The organism is Pantoea phytobeneficialis, from assembly GCF_009728735.1.
GTDB classification, from domain to species: domain Bacteria; phylum Pseudomonadota; class Gammaproteobacteria; order Enterobacterales; family Enterobacteriaceae; genus Pantoea; species Pantoea phytobeneficialis.
Map to the genome: position 1 here is coordinate 239,262 of NZ_CP024639.1, position 19,656 is coordinate 258,917.

The 19,656-nt window shown below is 49.5% G+C and carries 19 protein-coding genes and 4 pseudogenes; 6 read left to right on the forward strand and 17 right to left on the reverse strand.

Annotated features, from left to right (window positions below; translation table 11 throughout):
- Positions 1 to 300 precede the first annotated feature (300 nt).
- Entirely contained in the window at positions 301 to 627 is a 327-nt protein-coding gene (locus CTZ24_RS25125; protein ID WP_208726936.1) for a hypothetical protein, read from the reverse strand.
- A 431-nt stretch (positions 628 to 1,058) separates the two neighbouring features.
- Between CTZ24_RS25125 and CTZ24_RS25130 the strand changes: the two genes are divergently transcribed.
- From CTZ24_RS25130 to CTZ24_RS25140, 3 genes are all read left to right on the forward strand, one after another.
- Positions 1,059 to 1,460, forward strand: coding sequence for an H-NS family histone-like protein (locus tag CTZ24_RS25130; RefSeq protein WP_021184006.1), 402 nt, complete (start codon positions 1,059 to 1,061; stop codon positions 1,458 to 1,460).
- 443 nt (positions 1,461 to 1,903) lie between these two features.
- Positions 1,904 to 2,428, forward strand: coding sequence for a cysteine hydrolase family protein (locus CTZ24_RS25135; protein ID WP_208726937.1), 525 nt, complete (start codon positions 1,904 to 1,906; stop codon positions 2,426 to 2,428).
- A gap of 32 nt (positions 2,429 to 2,460) precedes the next feature.
- Positions 2,461 to 3,216 carry an AraC family transcriptional regulator gene (locus tag CTZ24_RS25140; protein WP_208727097.1) on the forward strand — a complete coding sequence of 252 codons (756 nt, stop codon included), beginning with the start codon at positions 2,461 to 2,463 and terminating at the stop codon, positions 3,214 to 3,216.
- On the opposite strand, the gene CTZ24_RS25145 is transcribed toward CTZ24_RS25140, so the two are convergent.
- From CTZ24_RS25145 to CTZ24_RS25175, 7 genes are all read right to left on the reverse strand, one after another.
- Positions 3,213 to 4,790: a DHA2 family efflux MFS transporter permease subunit gene (locus tag CTZ24_RS25145; protein ID WP_208726938.1), complete on the reverse strand. Its 1,578-nt coding sequence runs from the start codon at positions 4,788 to 4,790 to the stop codon at positions 3,213 to 3,215. The two genes, CTZ24_RS25140 and CTZ24_RS25145, sit on opposite strands and share 4 nt — an antisense overlap.
- Positions 4,783 to 5,901 (reverse strand): HlyD family secretion protein, encoded by a 1,119-nt coding sequence (locus tag CTZ24_RS25150; RefSeq protein WP_208726939.1) that lies wholly within the window; start codon positions 5,899 to 5,901, stop codon positions 4,783 to 4,785. Before CTZ24_RS25150 ends, CTZ24_RS25145 begins: the two co-directional genes overlap by 8 nt.
- Positions 5,898 to 7,379: a TolC family protein gene (locus CTZ24_RS25155; RefSeq protein WP_208726940.1), complete on the reverse strand. Its 1,482-nt coding sequence runs from the start codon at positions 7,377 to 7,379 to the stop codon at positions 5,898 to 5,900. The genes CTZ24_RS25150 and CTZ24_RS25155 overlap by 4 nt, the downstream gene beginning before the upstream one ends.
- A 524-nt stretch (positions 7,380 to 7,903) precedes the next feature.
- On the reverse strand, positions 7,904 to 8,776 hold the full coding sequence (locus CTZ24_RS25160; RefSeq protein ID WP_208726941.1) for an arginase family protein: 873 nt from the start codon (positions 8,774 to 8,776) through the stop codon (positions 7,904 to 7,906).
- Between the two features lie 10 nt (positions 8,777 to 8,786).
- Entirely contained in the window at positions 8,787 to 9,767 is a 981-nt protein-coding gene (locus tag CTZ24_RS25165) for a quinone oxidoreductase family protein (protein ID WP_208727099.1), read from the reverse strand.
- A 203-nt stretch (positions 9,768 to 9,970) separates the two neighbouring features.
- Entirely contained in the window at positions 9,971 to 10,696 is a 726-nt protein-coding gene (locus CTZ24_RS25170; protein ID WP_244634096.1) for a cyclase family protein, read from the reverse strand.
- Positions 10,693 to 11,604 (reverse strand): DMT family transporter, encoded by a 912-nt coding sequence (locus tag CTZ24_RS25175; protein WP_208726942.1) that lies wholly within the window; start codon positions 11,602 to 11,604, stop codon positions 10,693 to 10,695. The genes CTZ24_RS25170 and CTZ24_RS25175 overlap by 4 nt, the downstream gene beginning before the upstream one ends.
- A 220-nt stretch (positions 11,605 to 11,824) precedes the next feature.
- Between CTZ24_RS25175 and CTZ24_RS25180 the strand changes: the two genes are divergently transcribed.
- Together CTZ24_RS25180 and CTZ24_RS26810 are read left to right on the forward strand one after the other, a co-directional pair.
- On the forward strand, positions 11,825 to 12,397 hold the full coding sequence (locus tag CTZ24_RS25180) for a TetR/AcrR family transcriptional regulator (RefSeq protein WP_208726943.1): 573 nt from the start codon (positions 11,825 to 11,827) through the stop codon (positions 12,395 to 12,397).
- 187 nt (positions 12,398 to 12,584) lie between these two features.
- A pseudogene (locus tag CTZ24_RS26810) lies at positions 12,585 to 12,701 on the forward strand (helix-turn-helix domain-containing protein); the annotation flags it as partial.
- Positions 12,702 to 12,878: 177 nt separating this feature from the next.
- On the opposite strand, the gene CTZ24_RS25185 reads toward CTZ24_RS26810, so the two are convergent.
- From CTZ24_RS25185 to CTZ24_RS25225, 9 genes and pseudogenes are all read right to left on the reverse strand, one after another.
- Positions 12,879 to 13,184, reverse strand: coding sequence for a type II toxin-antitoxin system RelE/ParE family toxin (locus tag CTZ24_RS25185; RefSeq protein ID WP_208726944.1), 306 nt, complete (start codon positions 13,182 to 13,184; stop codon positions 12,879 to 12,881).
- A complete protein-coding gene (locus tag CTZ24_RS25190; protein WP_208726945.1) occupies positions 13,181 to 13,468 on the reverse strand; it encodes a damage-inducible protein J in 288 nt (95 codons plus the stop codon). The genes CTZ24_RS25185 and CTZ24_RS25190 overlap by 4 nt, the downstream gene beginning before the upstream one ends.
- Positions 13,469 to 13,765: 297 nt before the next feature.
- Complete coding sequence (locus tag CTZ24_RS25195; protein ID WP_208726946.1) at positions 13,766 to 14,152, reverse strand: contact-dependent growth inhibition system immunity protein; 387 nt, start codon at positions 14,150 to 14,152, stop codon at positions 13,766 to 13,768.
- Positions 14,149 to 14,418 (reverse strand): annotated as a pseudogene (locus CTZ24_RS25200) (polymorphic toxin type 28 domain-containing protein); the annotation flags it as partial. The pseudogene CTZ24_RS25200 and the gene CTZ24_RS25195, both read right to left, overlap by 4 nt.
- A gap of 125 nt (positions 14,419 to 14,543) precedes the next feature.
- Positions 14,544 to 14,843, reverse strand: coding sequence for a hypothetical protein (locus tag CTZ24_RS25205; protein WP_208726947.1), 300 nt, complete (start codon positions 14,841 to 14,843; stop codon positions 14,544 to 14,546).
- A gap of 478 nt (positions 14,844 to 15,321) precedes the next feature.
- Positions 15,322 to 15,949 (reverse strand): annotated as a pseudogene (locus CTZ24_RS26815) (VENN motif pre-toxin domain-containing protein); the annotation flags it as partial.
- A gap of 208 nt (positions 15,950 to 16,157) precedes the next feature.
- Positions 16,158 to 16,568, reverse strand: coding sequence for an Imm63 family immunity protein (locus CTZ24_RS25215; protein ID WP_208726948.1), 411 nt, complete (start codon positions 16,566 to 16,568; stop codon positions 16,158 to 16,160).
- A 1-nt stretch (position 16,569) separates the two neighbouring features.
- Complete coding sequence (locus tag CTZ24_RS25220; RefSeq protein WP_208726949.1) at positions 16,570 to 18,339, reverse strand: glycohydrolase toxin TNT-related protein; 1,770 nt, start codon at positions 18,337 to 18,339, stop codon at positions 16,570 to 16,572.
- Between the two features lie 233 nt (positions 18,340 to 18,572).
- Positions 18,573 to 19,163: pseudogene (locus CTZ24_RS25225) on the reverse strand (DUF2913 family protein); the annotation flags it as partial.
- Positions 19,164 to 19,450: 287 nt separating this feature from the next.
- Here CTZ24_RS25225 and CTZ24_RS25230 point away from each other — a divergent pair.
- A partial coding sequence (locus tag CTZ24_RS25230; protein ID WP_208723780.1) for a transposase occupies positions 19,451 to 19,656 on the forward strand: 206 nt, incomplete at its 3' end.

A 19,656-nucleotide genomic window follows, 5' to 3' on the forward strand; every position in this document is an offset into this window, starting at 1 on the left:
AGTTGTCTTTAATAAAATCCACAGCCATTAAAATCATTTTTAGTACATTGTCAGTTATTAAAGACAGGGATACATCGTCTCGCTTCCAGGAACAGAGTACCTTCAGCAATCAGCGTGACTCTGCGTTTGCTGCGGTGAAACAGGCACTGGACCAACATCGACTGTTGCGCGTGATTTTTGTCATCGATGCTGTGCGCAAAAAAATCTCCCTGTAATAAGTGAAATAGGATTAATCACATAGGTTTCAACCGACAAACAATAGCCGAAACCGATATTTTATTGCCATAGATTCTGAACCATCTATTCATATTGAAAAACGATGTCGATCTTTTCTTCGGCAACATTGACGGTTATTTCACATTTGGACCAAATCGCAGTCCCATCAGGCATACCGCTTTCGACAGAATGCTGCTGAAGTTCGCGTAACGCTTCGGATAAGTCGGCAACAGCCAGATGATCAGGCTCGAACCAGTCCGGCTCGCCACTGTCATCCAGATAATCAAATTCGAACTCCCCTGCTCCAGTTGCAGAAAACAGTTTGGCTTTGACAAACAACTCGCTGGCATTCGCGGGTCCACAGCTATAAATAATCTGTCCGATCCTCTGATAAAGAAGTTCGTCTTGCATTGCTTCATCTCGATGAATACTTTTCTAGTACAGTATCATGATGTTGCGATCTTCCATCACACATAATTTCCGAAAGTCACTCTGGCTACTGGGATCCTTTGGATCTGATTTTTGCTCCAGTGAATCCTGTCAGAACAATGCCAGACTGAAGTTACATTTCGTATTCTTCAACGTGAGATGATTTGAAGAGTTAAAGATAAGATTACGTTTTTTCACATAACCTGCACAACCTATGTCTAAAGAGAAAATTTAAGAGAAGGTGTTACCTCATCTCTTAACAAAATGGGTAAGAGAATTGAAAATATAATAGCTTCATCATGAAAATTCCCTTCACTGGAAAGATCAGTATGTATATACTCAATTTAAAGCAGTATTTGAGGTCATGCAGATAACGACCTTCTTACATTCAAAACCAGATTTTGGAGATGTCCATGAACGAATCACTGAAAGCGATAAATAACATTCGTACACTCCGTGCACAGGCACGAGATCTGGCTCTGGCTGATCTTGAAGAAATGCTTGAGAAATTAAGCGTAGTCGTTGCAGAACGTCGTGAAGAAAGTCATGCCGAAGAAGCAGCCGTTCGTGAGAAAGCTGAGAAACTCGCTAAATATCGTGAGCTGTTGCTGGAAGACGGTATTGATCCTACTGAACTGCTGGGTGCTTTGCAGAGTGCAGGAAAACCTCGCGCCAAACGCGCACCTCGTCCGGCCAAGTACAAATATACCGATGAAGATGGCCAGGAAAAGAACTGGACAGGCCAGGGCCGCACGCCAGCTGTGATTAAAGCGGCAATCGACAGCGGTAAATCTCTGGATGATTTCCTCATCTAAATAGCCTGTCGATGTGATGTGGGCGAAGTGCCCACATCATTGCATTTCTTTTTTGCCGTCTATTCAATCAAGACTTATCACTGTTGCATCACATCAACAAGTTTCTAATCCTATTTCTCTGGCCCTGCACCCGGGTTAATAACGAGCAACACCACTGAGTGCGAATTGTTGAGCAAGACATGCGCAGTACGATTAATTTTGCATAAGTAAGCACACTGTATACTTTATTCGAAGCTTTATGTTAGTTTCGTCATGAGTACCTGCCACCCAAGAGTGAGACAATGCATCTGATTACGGTCACCACCACATCCACTACTACCACCGCAACCTGCGGCGGCGTGAGTGTTTCTGTGGCGAATATCTGAGCAGACAGAATCTCAAACCCCGCCGCTCTGGACGGGGATAAAAACTCCGTTCATCGCCGTTTTGAATGGAGACACTTCATGAAAAATGCATTACTGATTATTGATATGCAACAGGGACTGTTTCATGGTCCACACATTCCCTATGCTGCCAGCTCAGTTTTATCCAATATCAGACTTCTGATCAAAAAAGCCAGATCGTCAGGTACTCCGTTGTTTTTTGCCCGCCACACCGGCCCGGATGGATCACCTTTTAGTGAGCAGAGTCCCTTGACGCAACTGATACCTGAACTTGACGTCAATGTTGAACAGGACAGCATATTTATCAAAAAATATCCTAACTGTTTCCGTGATACGGTACTGCTACAACAGCTTAAGCTACGCAATATTGATCAACTGGTGATTGCCGGAATGAAAACAGAGATTTGTGTGGATACCACCTGTCGTGCAGCTTTTGATGCCGGGTTTAAAGTGGTGCTGGTTTCAGATGCACATACTACGATCGATAATCCGGCCCTGACAGCGGATAATATTGTTCGCCATCATAACCAGACTCTGGCTGGCCCCTTTGTTAGTCTGGTCAGCACAGAGGAATGGGTGGCATAAAACTGAGTCAAATAACTGTGCTTAATAATGCAATGAATCATTTTTTTCCTGAACAGGGTGTGATGCCGGTAACGGCCGTATCGGCAGACTTCATAAATGGACATGTTATTCCTGCGCACAGTCATGACCTCGCTCAACTGCTGTATGCGATTGAAGGGGTCTTGGTCATTGAGACCAGTGCAGGGCGCTGGGTCGTCCCGCCCAGCAGAGGTGTTTGGTTAAAAGCAGGTATCAGCCACACGGTGCGTATGCGTGGTGCGGCCAGGATGCGCAGTATTTTTGTGCTGCCCGATGCGATACCGGGACTTCCCGACGAGGACTGCGTTATTGAAGTGTCTCCGTTACTGAGAGAGTTGATTTTGGCGGCGACCAGAGTCGAGGGAGATTACCTGCCAGATAGCCGTGACGCACGTCTGATGCGGTTTATCCTTGATGAGTTGTGCACATTACCGGTTTTACCCTTCAACCTTCCCTGGCCGCAGGATTCCCGCATTTTACGAGTTTGCCAGATGCTGTCTGCGGAACCCTCTGATGCCAGAACCGCTGACGACTGGGCTGACCTGCTGTCGATGACAGTTAAAACTTTCCATCGTCAGTTCCACAAACAAACCGGCGTGACATTTGGCCGCTGGCGGCAGCAGGCCAGACTGCTGCTGTCGCTGGAGTCTCTGGCGCAGGGCCAGCCGGTTTTACAGGTGGCGTTACAGCATGGCTATGAGAGCCAGAGTGCTTTTGCGGCGGCTTTCAAACGTCAATTTGGCATGCCGCCTTCGGCTTTTTATTCTTAATCGTTGCTTTTTCGCAGTACCAGCCCGGTGATGACGCAGAGCAACATGGCGATCCCCGCGAGATAAAAAGCATCGCTGTATGCCATCAGCAACGCATTCCGTTGTATCTCCTGGTTGATCAGTGCCATCACCTGCATACGTAAACGGGTTAAACCCTCTCCATAGAGTGCCGTAGCGTAACTGATGTGCTGGTGAGACAACCGATTCACTATCGCGGCCATGTTTTCCTGGGTGCTCAGGGAAAAATCCGTGACAGCGTCACCGAGTCGTACGGCATGAAACCTGGCGCGCTCCACCACTATCTGACTCGACAGCGCGATCCCTACCGCGCCGCCAACATTTCTTACCATGGAGAACAGACCCGAGGCAGATCCAACCTGTTCTTTTTCCAGCCCCTGAATCGCCATCACCCCTAACGCGACGACGACCAGCGACTGGCCGATGCCGCGTACCACCAGTGAGGGCACAATCACATTGGCCGCCGCATCAGGATTAAGATGGATGTTCATCAGGCATCCCAGAGCCGTGATGAGAAATCCGACGATGATGATGGTTCGCGCACTGGTCCAGCGCATTAAATGCGGTGTGGCGAAAGACATAATCAACTGAATGATGCCATAGGGGATCATCATGATACCGATCTGGCTGGCGTTATATCCCTGTACCTCGGCGAAGTAGTTCGGCACCAAAAAGACCACGCCAAATACCACGCCACCAAAGCAGAACTGCATCAGGCTGGCGATGCCAAAATTGTAACGCCCCAACAGACGAAGGTTGATAAAAGGTGTTTTACTCCTGAGTTCAACCCAGACAAACCCCACCAATCCGATCACAGCCAGCAACGTACAGTTAATGATATAGGCAGAAGAAAACCAGTCGTTACGCTCGCCCTCTTCCAGCATGATCTGGAGTGCAGACAACCCCAGTGCCATAGTGATAATGCCCCACCAGTCTCCCTGTCGTAACTTTTCCAGCATCAGTGGCTGGGGTTTAACCGACCAGCCAATCGCCGCCAGCAACAACAGACCCGGTGGCACCTGCAAATAGAAAATCCACCGCCAGGAATAGACGTCTGTCAGCCAGCCTCCCAGTGACGGCCCGGCAGCCTGAGCAACATTGTTGGCAACGGCAAACAGGGCCATGCCCAGCGCATGCTTTCTGGCAGGCAACTCACTGACAATAAGTTGAAAAGAGAGCGGGATCAGAACGCCACCGAAGGCGCCCTGTAACGCGCGGGAGACGATCATGGTCTGTATATTCGGTGCCATTGAGCAGAGGACCGAAAAGATCACAAAGCCCGTGGTCCCGGTCATCAGGACTCTGCGCATCGAAAAAATTGATACCAGCCAGCCTGTGACAGGGATGATGATGATTTCCGCTACCAGATAAGCCGTGGTGATCCATGACCCCTCTTCAAAAGACGCACCCAGTGAGCCGCGTATATCCGGCAATGAAGCATTAGTCACATGCACATTCATCCCCGCCATAAAACAGCCCACTACGCTGCCCAGCACGGCTACCCAGGTACGAAGCGAAATGGAGTTTGTGGGTTCTATGGTCAGTTGCTTAGTCATGATGGGTGTCCACGGTCACCAAAACGGACATCCCGGGACGAATCACATCTTCTCCGTTCTGTCCTTCTGAGAGCCGAATCTTCACCGGCATACGCTGGACAATTTTGGTGAAGTTCCCCGTCGCGTTATCTGGCGGCAACAGCGCGAACTGTGCGCCAGAGGCTGGCGCGAAGCTGTCCACCGTTCCACGAAAGCGCCTGCCACCATAGGCATCAACGCTGATTTCCGCAGGCTGACCAATGTGCATGTGATCAAGCTGGGTTTCCTTGAAGTTGGCAATCACATAGACATTGTCAGGCACCACCGCGAGTAAAGGTGCCCCCGTTTCAACATATTGCCCGGTTCTGATGGATCGCTGTCCGACGGTGCCGGTAATCGGACTGATGATATTGGTACTGGCTAAATCAATCCGCGCAAGATTCAGTTGCGCCTGAGCCTGGCGCAACGCCGCATCAGCATTGTCCTGCTCGGCTACGGCCGCCTGCCGCTCACTCGCCAGCACTCCGCTCTCCTGTCGGGTGATTGATAATGCAGCCTGTGCCTGCGCAACTGAGGCAACCATTTTTTTCATCTGGGCGTTAGCGGATTCCAGCAGTTGTTCACTGCTGACATGCTGGCTGACCAGCCGCTGCTGTCGCTGCGCTTCCTGCACGGCACGGGCGGATTCGGCCATTGCTGCATGGACGGTTGCCATCGCTTCATCAACGCGATTTTTCTGCTGTGCCTGACGTACATCCAGATTGAAAATCTGCGCCTGCCGGAGACGCTTTTGCGCCTCTGCTGACTTCACGACCGCTTCCGCCTGACTAACCTTCGCCTGATATTCATTATCGTCAATCCGGGCCAGCACCTGTCCTGCGCTGACACGCTGATTATCCTGAACCTCTACGACCGCGAGATAACCACTGACCCGTGGTGCAAGCGTCACAATATCGGCCCGCGCATAGGCATCATCGGTATCGCTCATCCAGCGGGCGGTTGTCCACCAGTAAATTCCCCATGTCAGTGCGATGATCAGCAGAAATATGGCGATCATCAGAGTACGGGGGCGGGGTTTTGCATAGCGATGAGTAAAGGCCTGCTTTTCAGCAACCTGCGGATTCTTGGTCATTGTTTTATTTCTCTGTTATCGACAAGGGAGATCTGAGATGGAACAGGCCTACGCTGCGGCTCTGGTAAGGGTATGGCCGGAGCCTGCTGCCAGCCGCCCCCGAGCGATTTAAACAGCGCGATCTGTGTATTGATCAGTTGGGTGTCGGCGCTGGCTAACTGGTGCTGAATAGCGATGTCAGTGCGTTGTGCATCCAGAAACGCCAGCGCGGTCGCTGCGCCCTCTTTTCTGGCAATGGACGCAAGTTTTAACGCATGCTGACTGCCAGCCGCCGCCTTTTGTAACGCGGCATTCTGTTGTAATGCCGCGTTATAATTCGTCATACCTTGCTGTACATCTTTCAGTGCACCAAGAATGATGGCATCGAAATGTGCCAGAGCAGACTGCTCATGGGCATTCGCCTGAGCAAGACGTGCGCGTTGCTCACTCACATTCGGGAATGACCAGGAAATAAGTGGGCCGAGGCTCCAGACGGTCGCTCCGCTTTTATCCCACCCATCTGGCTGATGGGCTGAGCTGAACACGCTGCCGCCAATCGATATTTGGGGGTAGAAGTCGGCAGTAGCGACGCCGATGCGAGCCGTTGCCGCAATCAACGCCTGCTGGGCCTTCAGGACATCCGGGCGTCGACTTAGCATTCTCATCCCCTCACTATGAGGAACCGCAATGCTTGTCAGCGAGGGCGTTGACTGACACTGCATTGCCGCCTGAGGTGGATTGTCAGGCAATTGCCCCATTAATACGGCAAGCTCAGCAAGGGCATTGTGGCGCGCAGCCTGTAAGGGTGGAAGCTCAGCTGCTGCCAGTTCAACCTGGTTCTGCGCACGTATCACATCCAGCTCAACACCTGCACCGGACTGATACAACTGGCTGGCGAGTTGCTGGCCCTGTGCTGCCAGCAGCAAAGAACGCTGTGCGATACCGATCCGCTGGGCGTAACTACAGGCACTGAGCCAGGCTCGGGTGGTTTCGGCTGCAACCAGCACGCGCGCGCCCTCCTCTTCTGCCATCACCGCCAGCGCATCAGCGTTGGCTGCATGGCGCATCGAACGGAGGCGACCAAAAAAATCGATTTCCCACTGCACATCGATACCAATGCCATAACGTGCACCGGTACGGATATGGTCGGATTGATTCAGAGCGGCTTCTAACTGGTCATTTGCAGTACTGCCGTATCCGGCCTGAGTATTCAGGGATGTCGTGGGAAGACGCGCTGCATCCGTTTCATCCACCACAGCTTTTGCTGCCCGGAGATTTGCAGCGGCCATACGCAGATCGCGATTATTAGTCAGCGCCTGTTCAACCGCGTGATTCAGATCCGCATCGTGATAGAGGGTCCACCACTTATCAGGGATGGACGCGCTTTGCCCGTCGAGTTTCACGGGTAAAGTGGTTATGGGGGGCTGTTCTGGCCCTGATGTACAACCTGCTAACAGCAGGGGGAATAAGGCAACATAACATCCTGCGGATTTGTTCATTGGGCAAACTCGTTAATGAGAATGCGTCCAGGTTACTAAATTGCTGGGTGTCTTTATGTCGCGTGCTGGACTATCTTTATCGCGAAATGGACATTCGGGCATAGCGAAGGTAGCGCGACGGGAAACTTTCTTGCCCTACCCTTTGGTTGAACAACCAGCGAAGTATAGGGTTGGGGTGGTCAGATTGGTCTGAACCCGGTCATCTGTGCTTGGGTACAACATGAAATACTTCATACTTATTATGTTAAATTAGATATTCCGTTAATCCCGGAATACCACCTCTCCCGAAGCGGCGCGATTCATCGTGATCCTCTGGCATCGATGCTGAAAACCCGCGCCGCTACAGAATGATTCAGACACCGATGCCGATCAATATCTAGTCATTTATGATGCCATCTACGTTTTACGCCCAGGCGGTTACGGTGGTAATGCGCTTTACCCGATTTAGTCTGTCAGTGTGATGTGGGCTATGTACCCACATCAATCCATCTCCAATACAGGCGATTATGGTTCTTTTGAACGTTTTATTTCAGCAGCGGAAGTAACGCCAGCATATTTTTTAAATTAATCACATCCCATGGAAGATGCTCCGCAACGGTGAGACCTACCGGTGCTGCAGATGCGGATGCAATGTTGATAAGCTCTATAACCTCTGAAATCGAGAGTCGTCCCTCTGCCGCATCCCCGAAATCATGCTGACCTCTGCCCGGACGGGCAAATAAAACGGAACGGAACATTGCCGGGTCGAGCACGTCCAGGTCCAGATGAATAGCCAGACAGGTTATGTTTTCCCGCTGAATCCAGTCCAGCACTGCCCCTGCCCCTTGCCTGACCTCATCTGGCCCGCAAGTCGCAATTCCGTGTTCAGCAATAAATCCCGCTTCGTAATCCAGAGGATCGTGTATGCCGGCAATCATCACTTTTTCGGGAGCAAGGGGGTGCGTAATATCCCGAGTCAGGTCTTCATCACCATTCCCCATTAGTGCGCCAAGTACATGGGCGTGTGAATGGGCAAACTGATCCGGCGTCATGACATCAGGGTGGGAATCTACCCATAGTACACCCAGTTTTTCACCGTAGGTTTCCACAAGGTAGGAAAAAGGAGCCAGTGAAACCAGACAATCACCCCCCAGCGTGACAAGGGTGTCCGGGCGATTCTCACGGATCAGGCTGCGGGCGTTGTGCAGTTGTGATACCACCTGAGATCTGCCAATGATGCCTTCTTCATTCTCCAGAGGAATACCCGCAGGCGGTAAAACGTTAACCTCTGCAGTCAATCCTTTTTCAGCAGGGGCAAGCCAGGCGAGCAACTGCGAACCAAAGAAGTAGGATTCATTGTTACCTCCCTGCCATTGGGGAAAAATCAGTCTCAGATTATTGCTATTAGAGTCAGTCATCAGGTAATCCTTAGTCTTCACTCAGTTTGAGTAAAATAGTGCCTTTTGCTGTTCGCGAATTCAGTTTGTTATAGGCCGCGGTGAAATCCTGCATTGCATAAATGCTGTCGATATTTGGCCTGACTTGCCCCGAAGCAATATAATCCTGAAGCGATTTCATAGCCGCAGCCACATCATCATCCGTTTCCATCCAGGCGTCGTAACCCAGTAGTCGTTTCTCTTCTACCACCAGATCGGGAATATCAATTTTCCCCTCCGTTCCGGCAACAAAGCCGATGCTGACTGCAGTTCCGCGCGGGCGAAGCGTCTTTATCAGTTGCCCGAGCAGCTCACCGCCTACCGGATCAAACACCATGTCTGCACCTCTATTTTCACTCAGACGTCGTATCTCTTCATGCATATCTTGTTGTGATAAATTAATGACATGATGAGCGCCTGCCTGCTTTGCGTGTATCGCTTTATCGGTTGTAGAGACCAACGCAACCGGAATTGCTTCCAGCGCATTCGCAATCTGAATGAGTGCGTGGCCCACCGAACCAGTTGCACCCGCGATCACCACCAACTGCCCCTTCTTTACATCCCCTACACGTGTCATAGCCTGGAAGGCGGTCACGTAATTGATCGGTAGTGCAGCGGCATATTCCAGGCTGTAGTCTGCGGGAATCTCGACCAGGCGTTTATCTTCCACCAGGACAAATTGCTGCTGTAACCCGTCTTCTGTGATCCCAAGTTGACCGCCGCCATAGATGGCCACTTTTGTACCGGCTTTGAACCTGTTGCTCTGCATAACCATGCCTGAACCATCGTTGCTTAACACCAGAGGCGCTATGGAAGATGGAACGCGGCCGGTCAGAACCAGATTTGACAACGGATTGACCGTGGCAGCATACATTCTGACTAACGTGTGTCCCTGGCGCGGGGTTGGAATGGCCCGCTCTTCGATTTCAAACCAGGCAGATGGTCCGAGGTTCTTTGCTACCAGTACTTTCATCAACGAGTGCTCCGAAGCGGATCGTGCACGGGTCATTGCAATATCTGTCACGGTGAAATTTACTCCAAAATAATGAATGAATGAATGAATGAATGAATGAATGAATGAATGATCATTCATTTTAAAGTTAAAGCCTCTTCATGCAAGTGAACATTCCGTCTACCGCATCAGGGGTTAAAACAAACCGTTGGAGATTATTCGTTTCAGTAGACTGCCGCAAAAATTCGAGCAGGAAAACTCGCCATCGGGACACGCGGAGGTACCGCGGTCAGATAAGCATTTTTTCCCATCAGACTACCGATGTTTGTCATATCTTCGGCAACCACAACGTTATTTTTGAGCAAGATATCGTGTGCAGGAATCGATGAGGCATCGTTGTAGTTATCAATAAGCACCGAGTCGATCCCAACCAGTGCAGCGTGATTTTTCGCCAGCCATTTAGCTCCCTCAGCTGACAGATAGGGAGGATTATCGCTGTACGCCTCCGTACCGAACAGCCGGTCGCGCCCGGTCATCAACAGAACGGCTTTCCCGGCGACATTTTTTCCCTGAAACGCGGAGGAGAAGAATATCTTCTCGCCAGGTGGCAGCCTTACAATAACTACCGGCAGATTAACGAGTTGCCTGAGATCGTAGTCCGATATCTTCTTTCCGTGTGGATCTGCATGGAAGGGGGCATCGATGTACGTACCGGAAATGCCCAGCAGCTTTATGCCATCAATGATTGCACCGTTTTTGCCGCGCTCAAGCCTGGTATACAGCTCCACTTCACTGAGTCCGGGATAGGTTGTCATGTTTTCATGCAGCGGGTGATTCAGTTCAATATATTCTTTAACCGGTGGCAGTGTGGTCGCCAGGGCAGCTCCGCAGAACATACCGGTTTCCGTCAGCAGAATAATGGTGAAGGTTATAATTCGACCGAACATCATGATGTCATCTCCGGTTGAAGGCGACGTTTCAGATTCACCTCAGCAATGACGATGGACGCCACAATCAATGTGGTTGCGGCCACGTCGGTGATGGTTAGACGCTCACCGAAAAACAGCGCACCGGCCAGCATGGCTGCAACCGGAACCAGTGCTACTGTCATACCCGCTGTAGATGCCCTTACCTTCCATATCCCGTGGAAAAAGAAAACATAGGGTAATGCCCAGACGAACAATCCGTAGTAAACCAACGTGATGGCCTGGCTCTGGCTTATCGCGAGCAGATGAAAGTCCCCACCTTCTGTCAGTGACAATGGGAATGAAAGCACCGCACCCACCAGACAAACGCCCGTTGCCATAGTCACAGGCGGCAGTTGGGATGAGAGTTTCTTGGCGAAGATAATGACTAACGCAGTGGACAACGTTGATAGAGCCAGGAAGAAAAGGCCGTAAGCATTACTGTGGCCGTCATTACCTGTCGTGGGTACGGTCATTACGATAACGCTGAGAACAGCCAGTAGCACAGCGAAACCTGATTTCAGGGTCAGCTTTTCCCTGAGAAAAATGACCGAAAAAATCAGGACAAACGCTGGCGCTACGCTGGTGATAACCGATGCCGCGACAGCAGAGGTATCCGGCAGTCCGTAAAGCAGAAAAACAGTGTACAGAACAGCGCCAAACAGGGCCTGCACGCCAATCGCCGCCCAGTCACGGAGCGAGACAGCAAGCCAGCGAGTCTTGTCAATCATTAGGGAAAGCGGGAAGAGTGCAGCCAGTCCGATCAGAAAAGTGATGAATGTGAAAGTCCAGGTCGGAATGGAATCCATTGCTTGTTTGGCAACAGGATAACTGATGCCAAACAGTATGTAGCACATTGCTACGCATAACACGCCAGAGTGTTTCCTTAACATCGTTTCACCTCGTTGATGATGAATGAACAGTCATTCATTTAATGCGAAGTGATACTGTTTCTTCTGTCCGGTGAAAAATATGAAATTGCTATGACGCCCAGTTTATCAGGGTGTGTTACGCACCAGTCGTTCGGTGTTGCGCCGGTTGGGGGATCTGGGGAGAACCGTATGGTAAAGGCCGTTGGAAAAAGGATAAGATTGCTTTCAAAGGAGATTATTAATGACAAAAGATTCGGCCACCTACCATAAACTGATAACTGCTGCCGCTGACTGCTTTGCCGAAAAAGGGTTCAATGCCACAAGCGTGCGGGAAATAGCCCTTCGTGCGGGGATCAGCCAGGGGGCAATGTATACCTATTTCAGGAGCAAGGATGAACTGATTTCAGCCATTGTGCTGGAAGAGCAAAAATCAGCGCTTAATGCACAGAATGAATCCTTTTCTGGTTCATTTTTGGAAAGGATTTGCTCACTGGTCTCTTCCTGCATCAGTGATGTCGGTTATCCGGCTACGCACCGACTTTGGGTAGAAATTATTGCAGAGTCGGCGCGCAACACTTCCCTCGGAAATACCTTCATTTCCAGTGATATCGCCATGCGCCATGGGATTGGCAATATCATCCGTCAGGGAATTGAGAGTGGAGAATTCAGAAAAAATCTTGTCGTAGAAGAAACGACGATTGTGATTTTTGCGATCATTGATGGGCTGATTGCCCGTAAAGCTATCAACAAAGATTTTTCTCCGCACAAGGACCTGAGCACGTTTAGTGACGTTTTACGTCATCTCCTTACCTGATTTCCTGGGGGCAGCATTGCGAGACAGTCATTCTGAACAGGCGACACAGTGTCTTTTTGCCTGCTCTGATTAAGGTAATATTATTCTGTTGCATGTCATGCAACACACACTTTGTGTGTTCGACATCAAGTAACAATGAGAAACACAGATGATTAAAACCTCGCTACATAAGTGGCTTGAGGAATGAGAGCTTGCCCGCGCTATGGCCGTAGCGCCCTCCACAGCTTCACGTATGGTTTCTGGATTGACTGCTATCACACCAGAAATGGCTATCAAGCTGCCTATGACCTGGATCGTGCGGAAAATTTTATAAGCCTGACCCTTTACAAGGCGCCAACTGAGCCGATTAAGAGGCTTTAAAGCCACAAGTAATATTATCCTGCTGCTTGTGGTTGGCCACATTTGCCGCTACCCGTTTCTGCCTGCCAAACCAAACCTGTAGTAACCTTCTTACTATTCGAATCTTAAAAGCCTAATAGACTTAACTATGGCTGTATCGCCCGGCTATTTTTCGGGATGTATGAAGGACACGGAGGATGCTTACTTTGGTCTCGTCAGCCACATACACAACTATGAAGGGAAAATGTGGTATTACGAGCTTTCTATGTTTGACGGTGCGCCCGGCCTGTACTCCAGCCATAGGGTTTTCCTTGAGTATACTCACCATCGCTGCGAGTCTGTCATCGGCAGCAATGGCGACTAAAGCACCTGCTTCTTTGTTCAGGTAGAGAAAAATGTTTTCTCTGTCAGCCAGCGCGCGTCTCTCCCAGACAATATTCGTGGTCACAATTTCCCCTGAGCAGCTCGCTGTCGCAGATCATCCATGTGTTTTGTCACTTCATCATTGTTAAGGTACTCGCCTTCACCAGAGTTATGACGATTGAACGCGTGAGCTATCTGTTGCTCCAGCCAGTGCTCATGATCACTGTTTTGAAATCGGAGTTCTTCTGCTGCCAGCTCTTCTGCGCGCTGACGCATGAGTTCAGTAAGGCTCATCTGCTGGCGCTCCGCGGCAAGCATGGCCAAACGTTTCGTTTCATCATCTATCCGAAAATGAATAGTGCTGCTCATAATGCTGCCTCTTGTGGTGTCGTTTGTGTTGTCATTATGAGCGTAAACCATCTTAGTGTCATCCTCGGATGCAAAACTAATCATGCAGCCAAACTACTGTATACTAATTATGTTAAATACGATATCCCGCTAATCACCAACCCTACACCCATCCCGTAACGGCGCGATTTATCGCGCGGTTTGTCAAGGCGTAAAAGAATTCTGTCTGAATTTAGTTCTTTCAAAAAACCTCCTGAATTAGCTGCTGAAAGATAACTGACTGATAAAATAGTAATCCCGACACTGTAATCGTTTTTTTCATATGGCTATTTGATTTAGCTTTAAAATATCATTTTTCAGGTCACTGTCTATGTCTTGGAGACCTAAGCCGTTTATAAGGTTCTTAATTCGGATAAACGTCTCTTTATGATCCTGCAACTCATCCCCTTTTATTGTTGCTAGGGATGCGATGAGTTCACCATCATATAGATCCCCGATCAGGGGATCTTCTGTCAGAACGTCTAATATTGCTGGCATCAGTTGATCAACACATACGTTCTGCCGAACCGCACGGCAGAGATCTCCTACTTCCAGGCTTTCCAATGGAACATCAAGAACGCTCTCGAACCATGCTTCAAGAGAAGACTGCTGACTAGGGTTCTTCCTTGTATTAATGTTTCCCACAAGTTCGCGAAATGTCGTCATATCCCATGTCCTTTCAGCGCTGATTCAATTTTATTGTTAGCCTCAGTTTCTCTGCCATAGTCGGCCTGGGCTTCAGGGTTATTGACGTTTTTCAGAGTTCTAGCATGATTCCTTAATCCTCTGAGTGTATTTTGCATTTCCTGCATATGATCCCAATAGCCACCGCTATCTTTAGGCACAGGGTTTCCATCCATATCCTTAATAGTTCCTGTTATATTATGCTCCTTCAGAGCATTTTTAATTGTGTTATCAATCTTCCTCATAGAGATCAAAAATAGAGACTGCGGACCCTGAATTCATTATTTTCTCCCGCAAGGAATGTCTGTATTACCATTTGGACGTTTTGTTAACGCAGCCACTATAATTCGTAACGGCAGTTAAAAGTTTCTAGTTAATCAGAAAGTTGTGCTTTTTGCCAAATGTCGTCTTTTGAACTCCTCCAGGCACACCATCCCAAAGGAAGGTCAGCTAAAGCAGTAATAGAATGATCAAGATCAACAATACTTTTCAGGCTAACTAAGACAGCATCATTCTCACTCAACGGAGTAATCTGATTAGTATGAAATTGCCATGCGCCATCAACACTATCATGAGAAACATAAGCAATCCATTCCCCTGAGGAAATTATCTTCCTATTAACAATAACTGCTACATTTGGAAGATCATTAAATTTCCATTCTGAATTTTGCATTACGTTTCACCTCAATGATTTGATTTTTGCCTATATTGTTCTCGGGACAAAACTTGAGCATTATTATAACTATTTGTTCCCTGCCCAATGTTAGTATTTGCAGGGTTTCTGGGCACAATATGATCGATTTGTGCCTCATTTGACGGGGGGGAACGCCTGGCTGACTCTTTTGTGGCATGACCAACTCCTGTCCATCAAGATCAGATCGTAGCACCCCACCATTATTTTCCATATTTTGTTGATAAATATTAGCTTTTTGAGTACGTGTAAAGTTTTTTCCTGGGCCAACTGATGGTGAATCGGTCAAATTGGAATATGGTCCACCTCCCGCACCAACAGGAACTCCTACACCCAATGGATACGTGATAGGGTCGCCTTTCTCATCACGTTCTGGCTCCAACCCCGGATTGATTGTATATATCTTTATGTGGCCATTGCCAGTTTCTCTATCATGCTCAGCTTCATCGTGATCAAAAGGACTATCCTCTTTGAGCGCATTTTTACCCGCCTGCGCCCCCGCGACTGCGCTGCGTGTACCCCCCGCCTGCAATACCCCCGTCCAGTCCTGCCGCCAGTGTACTCAGCGTGCTGATAGTCTGACGCTGTTCCTCACTCAGGTCGGCCCGGTCAATACCCGGATACAGCTGCTGGGCAATGTACTCTCCCGTCACCGCCCCGGCGGCACCTGACAGACCGTTGTTGCCCGATGCAGCAGCTACCACGGCACCCAGCACTGCGTGTGCCATCAGGTTCGCCGTGGTGTTCACCACTTCGTTGCCATTCGCATCACGCGTGGTCGTTTTATCGTGGATAATGCTCGCCAGATACGGTGCTGATGCTCCGGCTATCGCAGCGGTCAGGTCTCCTCCGGCCAGCAGAGTACTGGCCATGTTGCCGACAAATTGTCCTCCCAGGCTGGCACCTGAACTGAGTCCAATCCCCTGATGCTCAACGTTGTAATCGGCTTCATTGTGGATATCGGTGAACCCAAGCGTGCCGGTATCCAGGCGGTTTTTATCTGCTTCGGCCTGGCTGGCGATAACTGCCCCGTTCAGCTGAGTGTGATTCCCCACCATGATGTCAAAGCCACCTTCACCCGCGTAAATGTAGCGGCGTGATTTATCCTGCTCCTTTTTATGACAGGCAATCCAAAAGGGGTATTAAGCGATAAGAAAGATGTGGAACGGATACGGCAACGTCTTCAAGCGTGTTATTTTCAACAGTATTGTCAATATGCCTGTTAGCGCTGTCGGTGTCGCGGCTGAGCCCCAGACGACAGGCAAAAAATCCCGGTTCAAATCTCGCTGGCCGGGATTAAAGTTTTAAATTATCCTTAAAAGGATCTTGAACAAGTATTTGATTAAATTTTTCCTTAGCTTTCTCTCCCCATTCTGATTTGAGCTGAGAAAGGTATTCAATTACTTTTCGAAAAATAAGACGTCGAACATCACATCCTTCAATCCTATGATTTAACTCATAACTTACTGCCATCTGATGCACAACATCGTACATAATCCAAAAAAGCAATTCATCTGGCGATGATGTTTTCTTCCTGGAAAACTCATATCCTCTCTCGGAGTAAATATAATTATACTCATCATTTTCCACAGATAAGTAAGGACGACCATCATCGAATGGCGATGTGCCAACTATACTCTTCGGAGCATGGATTTTCTCACACAGAGAGTTAACGATTTTTTGAATTTCCTCTATCGTCACGGACATATCAATGAATCTCCTTCAAGTAACCATTATCTATCAACCATTGGACATTAACGCGTTCAGTCATATTTGGTAAAATTTGTGTCCCACCACCGACTTGTCCAAACGCTGGCGCGATTGTTCCTTGGATGGCTGGAAGGGGTTTTATTACTTCATATTCATGATAACCGTTAGCTTGTGATCCTGGGGCAAGGGCACATTGTTCATAAGGAGTATCTTTCGGCGCAAGAAATGAACCATTGCTATCACCATATCGATCTAATGTTGTTCCTACAGGAATAGTCGTTTTAACTGGTTCTCCTGAAAAGTCCAAATTCTTAGGCCAATCCCAGCCACCATCAGCATTCTTAAATCTGTCGTAGTAAGAATAACCTCCGGCTTCAGCATCTGTAATTGCACTTGAAGAGTTAAGGTTGTTAGGTACGCTTTCTTTAACGATACTCTCGCCTAATGCACTAATTTTATTAGCAGCCGCAGCACCCAACACTGGCGTCATCGAAGCCGCTACTGTCTTCATCCCGTCATAGGTTTGGACATAGTTCTCTGCCGCCGTCTTATCCAGACCGAACTGAACCATGACATAGTTCACCATCGCATCCTTCACCTGCTGCTGATTCTGAGCATCAACGCTGGTGATATTAAGCAGGTTCACAATCTGGCCATAAGAGTCAGCATACATATTACTGACTTTGTTATTGTACTGTCCGGTTTCGTATTCACTTTTGGCCGAGATGACTTCCAGCCTGGCTCCGGCACAGCCCGCGCTTGCAGCTTTACCATTTCCACAAGCATCCATCACTTTCTGGTCGCGACTGATATCCAGTTCCGTTAATTCAGCCACCTTTTTCTGCGCCGCTTCACGTTCCGCAGGGTCGCTACTGTTAAGTTTCTGTTTCGCTATCTCCAGCTCCGTCTTCTCACTGACGTGCAAATAGTTATTCTCAACCGCATTCTTTCCGGCCACCGCCCCGGTACCTGCACCCAACCCTGAATCCGATACCAGCCCACCTGCCAGCCCCGCCGCTATCTGGCTCAGAGCACTGACCGTCTGCTTCTGGCTTTCCGTGAGATCGCTTGGGTTTTCCACATCGGGATACATCGATGCCACTATTGCCCGCGCCATCAGCTCACCACCGGCTGCTCCGGCAGCACCTGCTGCGGCACTGTTCCCCGCCAGCTGCGCCAGCACCGCCCCGGCCACCGCGTGCGCCATAGTGTTTGCCAGCAGGTTGGTTTGTTCCTTACCGTTGGCGTCATAGGTGGTGGTCGCTTTCTTTATCGTGTTGGCGATATACGGTGCCATCGCCCCGCTCGCCGCCGCACCCAGGTTACCGGCGCTCAGGCCACCCAGCGCCCCGGCCACCGCACTGGTGACCATCGAGTAAGTCCCGCCCGTCCCCCAGTCTGCCGCCACATCCTTATAGCTCTGGTCCTCCAGCACCTTGTCGTGCAGTTCCGTCTGCGTCAGCGTCGCGTATCCCGGATGCTCTTTCAGCAGACGGTCAGAGGCTTCTTTTTCCGCTGCATTAAGTTTGTAGGTTTTGATGTCACCCGTTACCCGCTGGGCCAGCTCCTGCACGCCCTGGGTGAACGCCATCTGGTTTTCGACTGTGTCTTTGTCGAAAATCTTACCGATGCTGCCGTTGGCACTGTCGGTATCACGGCTGAGGTCAGCCACATCCTGCGTCTGGTTCTGCGTATCGCGTACCGTAATGGTGCCGTCAGCGACCGCCGAACGGGTGGTGCCGGATGCACTGCCCGACACGTTGGCCATCGTCGGCAGGAAACCACCGGAGAACCGTTCGCCCGGTTTCTGGCTGCCGTCATAGCTGCCGCTGAGGCCGACTGAAGCGCTGCTGGCGTGGTACCATAGTGCAGCCAGGACAGATGCTGCCCGCCTGGCAGTGTCAGACCGGTCAGGTTACTCAGTTCATCCCACGCGTAATCGACAGGACCATTCACACCTGAAATAACCAGGTCTGGGATATGAGCCCGTGCGTCAGCGTGAGCTATCAGGCTGAACACAGACGGTCCGTTGTCACCACAACTGGCGGTAGCACTCCAGTGACAACGATTAAGCAGTTTCTCCAGAGCAGGAATGTTTCCGGTGAGTTTTGCCGTCAGAGGGGCAATCTGCATTCCTTCATCATTGAATGCGACATCAAGAACCGTGCGGGAGAGATAGATACCATTGACGGCTGGATTCATTATGACAGCGTGGCGACCTGTCCACTCTTTATCGCTGAGTAATCGATAGACCCACTGCATTTCTTTGGCCGTTTCGATGGCACAGGTTAGACGAAACAAATCGTGCTGTTTTGCCAGCCCACCGCTGCATGAACGCCAGAGATAATCGAGTTTATGCCGTAATCTTGCTCTTGTTCCGAGTAACCTGCCCTGCTTAAGCAACCACTGAATATCTGTTGCCAGCTCACGCGGGAAGCGATGCTGCTTCAATGCAGTAGCAAGCCAGCGTGTGAGGAAAATATTTTCTTGTGATTATGATCTTATCAGACCGTCACACCTGGCCAACTGTAGAGCAATTAGCCCGCACCAGGCCAGATGACCTGTTTTTTCAGTTATTGATTCAGTGCTCAAAAATTACATCTCCATGTAATAAATGTCTCGGTAAAACGCAGCAGGTATAAAATGTAAAGATTATGACAGATAAAATGAAATAAAAACCACACGTATAGACAGGACACGACACTTGTTCGAGACGGAAGTTTGTATATAACCCGATATGTATAGACATCACACAATAAGTTTCCGTCATGATTTTTTACTTCTCTGATAGATTAGCCCCTTAGATCACCAGACACTTCGCCTCTCTTAAAATAAGAGGTAGTCTTGGAACTATGTTTAACACCAGTCAGAATAATAAGATGGTTGAAGTGTTATCAGGACCTGAGCGACGTCGGCGTCGTACTCCGCAGGAAAAAATTGCCATTATTCAGCAGACTATGGAACCGGGCATGACCGTGTCTCACGTCGCACGACTGCACGGTATCAATGCTAATCAGATCTTCAAGTGGCGCAGGCAATATGAAGACGGCTCACTGACCGCCGTGACCTCAGGCGGAGAAGTCGT

Bases quoted from the DNA above. Each gene is read 5' to 3' on its own strand.
- CTZ24_RS25160 (WP_208726941.1), bottom strand. From the start codon at position 8,776: ATGACTGACTCTAATAGCAATAATCTGAGACTGATTTTTCCCCAATGG.
- CTZ24_RS25150 (WP_208726939.1), bottom strand. From the start codon at position 5,901: ATGACCAAGAATCCGCAGGTTGCTGAAAAGCAGGCCTTTACTCATCGC.
- CTZ24_RS25130 (WP_021184006.1), top strand. From the start codon at position 1,059: ATGAACGAATCACTGAAAGCGATAAATAACATTCGTACACTCCGTGCA.
- CTZ24_RS25145 (WP_208726938.1), bottom strand. From the start codon at position 4,790: ATGACTAAGCAACTGACCATAGAACCCACAAACTCCATTTCGCTTCGT.
- CTZ24_RS25170 (WP_244634096.1), bottom strand. From the start codon at position 10,696: ATGATGTTCGGTCGAATTATAACCTTCACCATTATTCTGCTGACGGAA.
- CTZ24_RS25215 (WP_208726948.1), bottom strand. From the start codon at position 16,568: ATGTCCGTGACGATAGAGGAAATTCAAAAAATCGTTAACTCTCTGTGT.
- CTZ24_RS25180 (WP_208726943.1), top strand. From the start codon at position 11,825: ATGACAAAAGATTCGGCCACCTACCATAAACTGATAACTGCTGCCGCT.
- CTZ24_RS25175 (WP_208726942.1), bottom strand. From the start codon at position 11,604: ATGTTAAGGAAACACTCTGGCGTGTTATGCGTAGCAATGTGCTACATA.
- CTZ24_RS25165 (WP_208727099.1), bottom strand. From the start codon at position 9,767: ATGAAAGTACTGGTAGCAAAGAACCTCGGACCATCTGCCTGGTTTGAA.
- CTZ24_RS25125 (WP_208726936.1), bottom strand. From the start codon at position 627: ATGCAAGACGAACTTCTTTATCAGAGGATCGGACAGATTATTTATAGC.
- CTZ24_RS25205 (WP_208726947.1), bottom strand. From the start codon at position 14,843: ATGCAAAATTCAGAATGGAAATTTAATGATCTTCCAAATGTAGCAGTT.
- CTZ24_RS25220 (WP_208726949.1), bottom strand. From the start codon at position 18,339: ATGGCCAACGTGTCGGGCAGTGCATCCGGCACCACCCGTTCGGCGGTC.
- CTZ24_RS25190 (WP_208726945.1), bottom strand. From the start codon at position 13,468: ATGAGCAGCACTATTCATTTTCGGATAGATGATGAAACGAAACGTTTG.
- CTZ24_RS25135 (WP_208726937.1), top strand. From the start codon at position 1,904: ATGAAAAATGCATTACTGATTATTGATATGCAACAGGGACTGTTTCAT.
- CTZ24_RS25140 (WP_208727097.1), top strand. From the start codon at position 2,461: ATGAATCATTTTTTTCCTGAACAGGGTGTGATGCCGGTAACGGCCGTA.
- CTZ24_RS25155 (WP_208726940.1), bottom strand. From the start codon at position 7,379: ATGAACAAATCCGCAGGATGTTATGTTGCCTTATTCCCCCTGCTGTTA.
- CTZ24_RS25195 (WP_208726946.1), bottom strand. From the start codon at position 14,152: ATGACGACATTTCGCGAACTTGTGGGAAACATTAATACAAGGAAGAAC.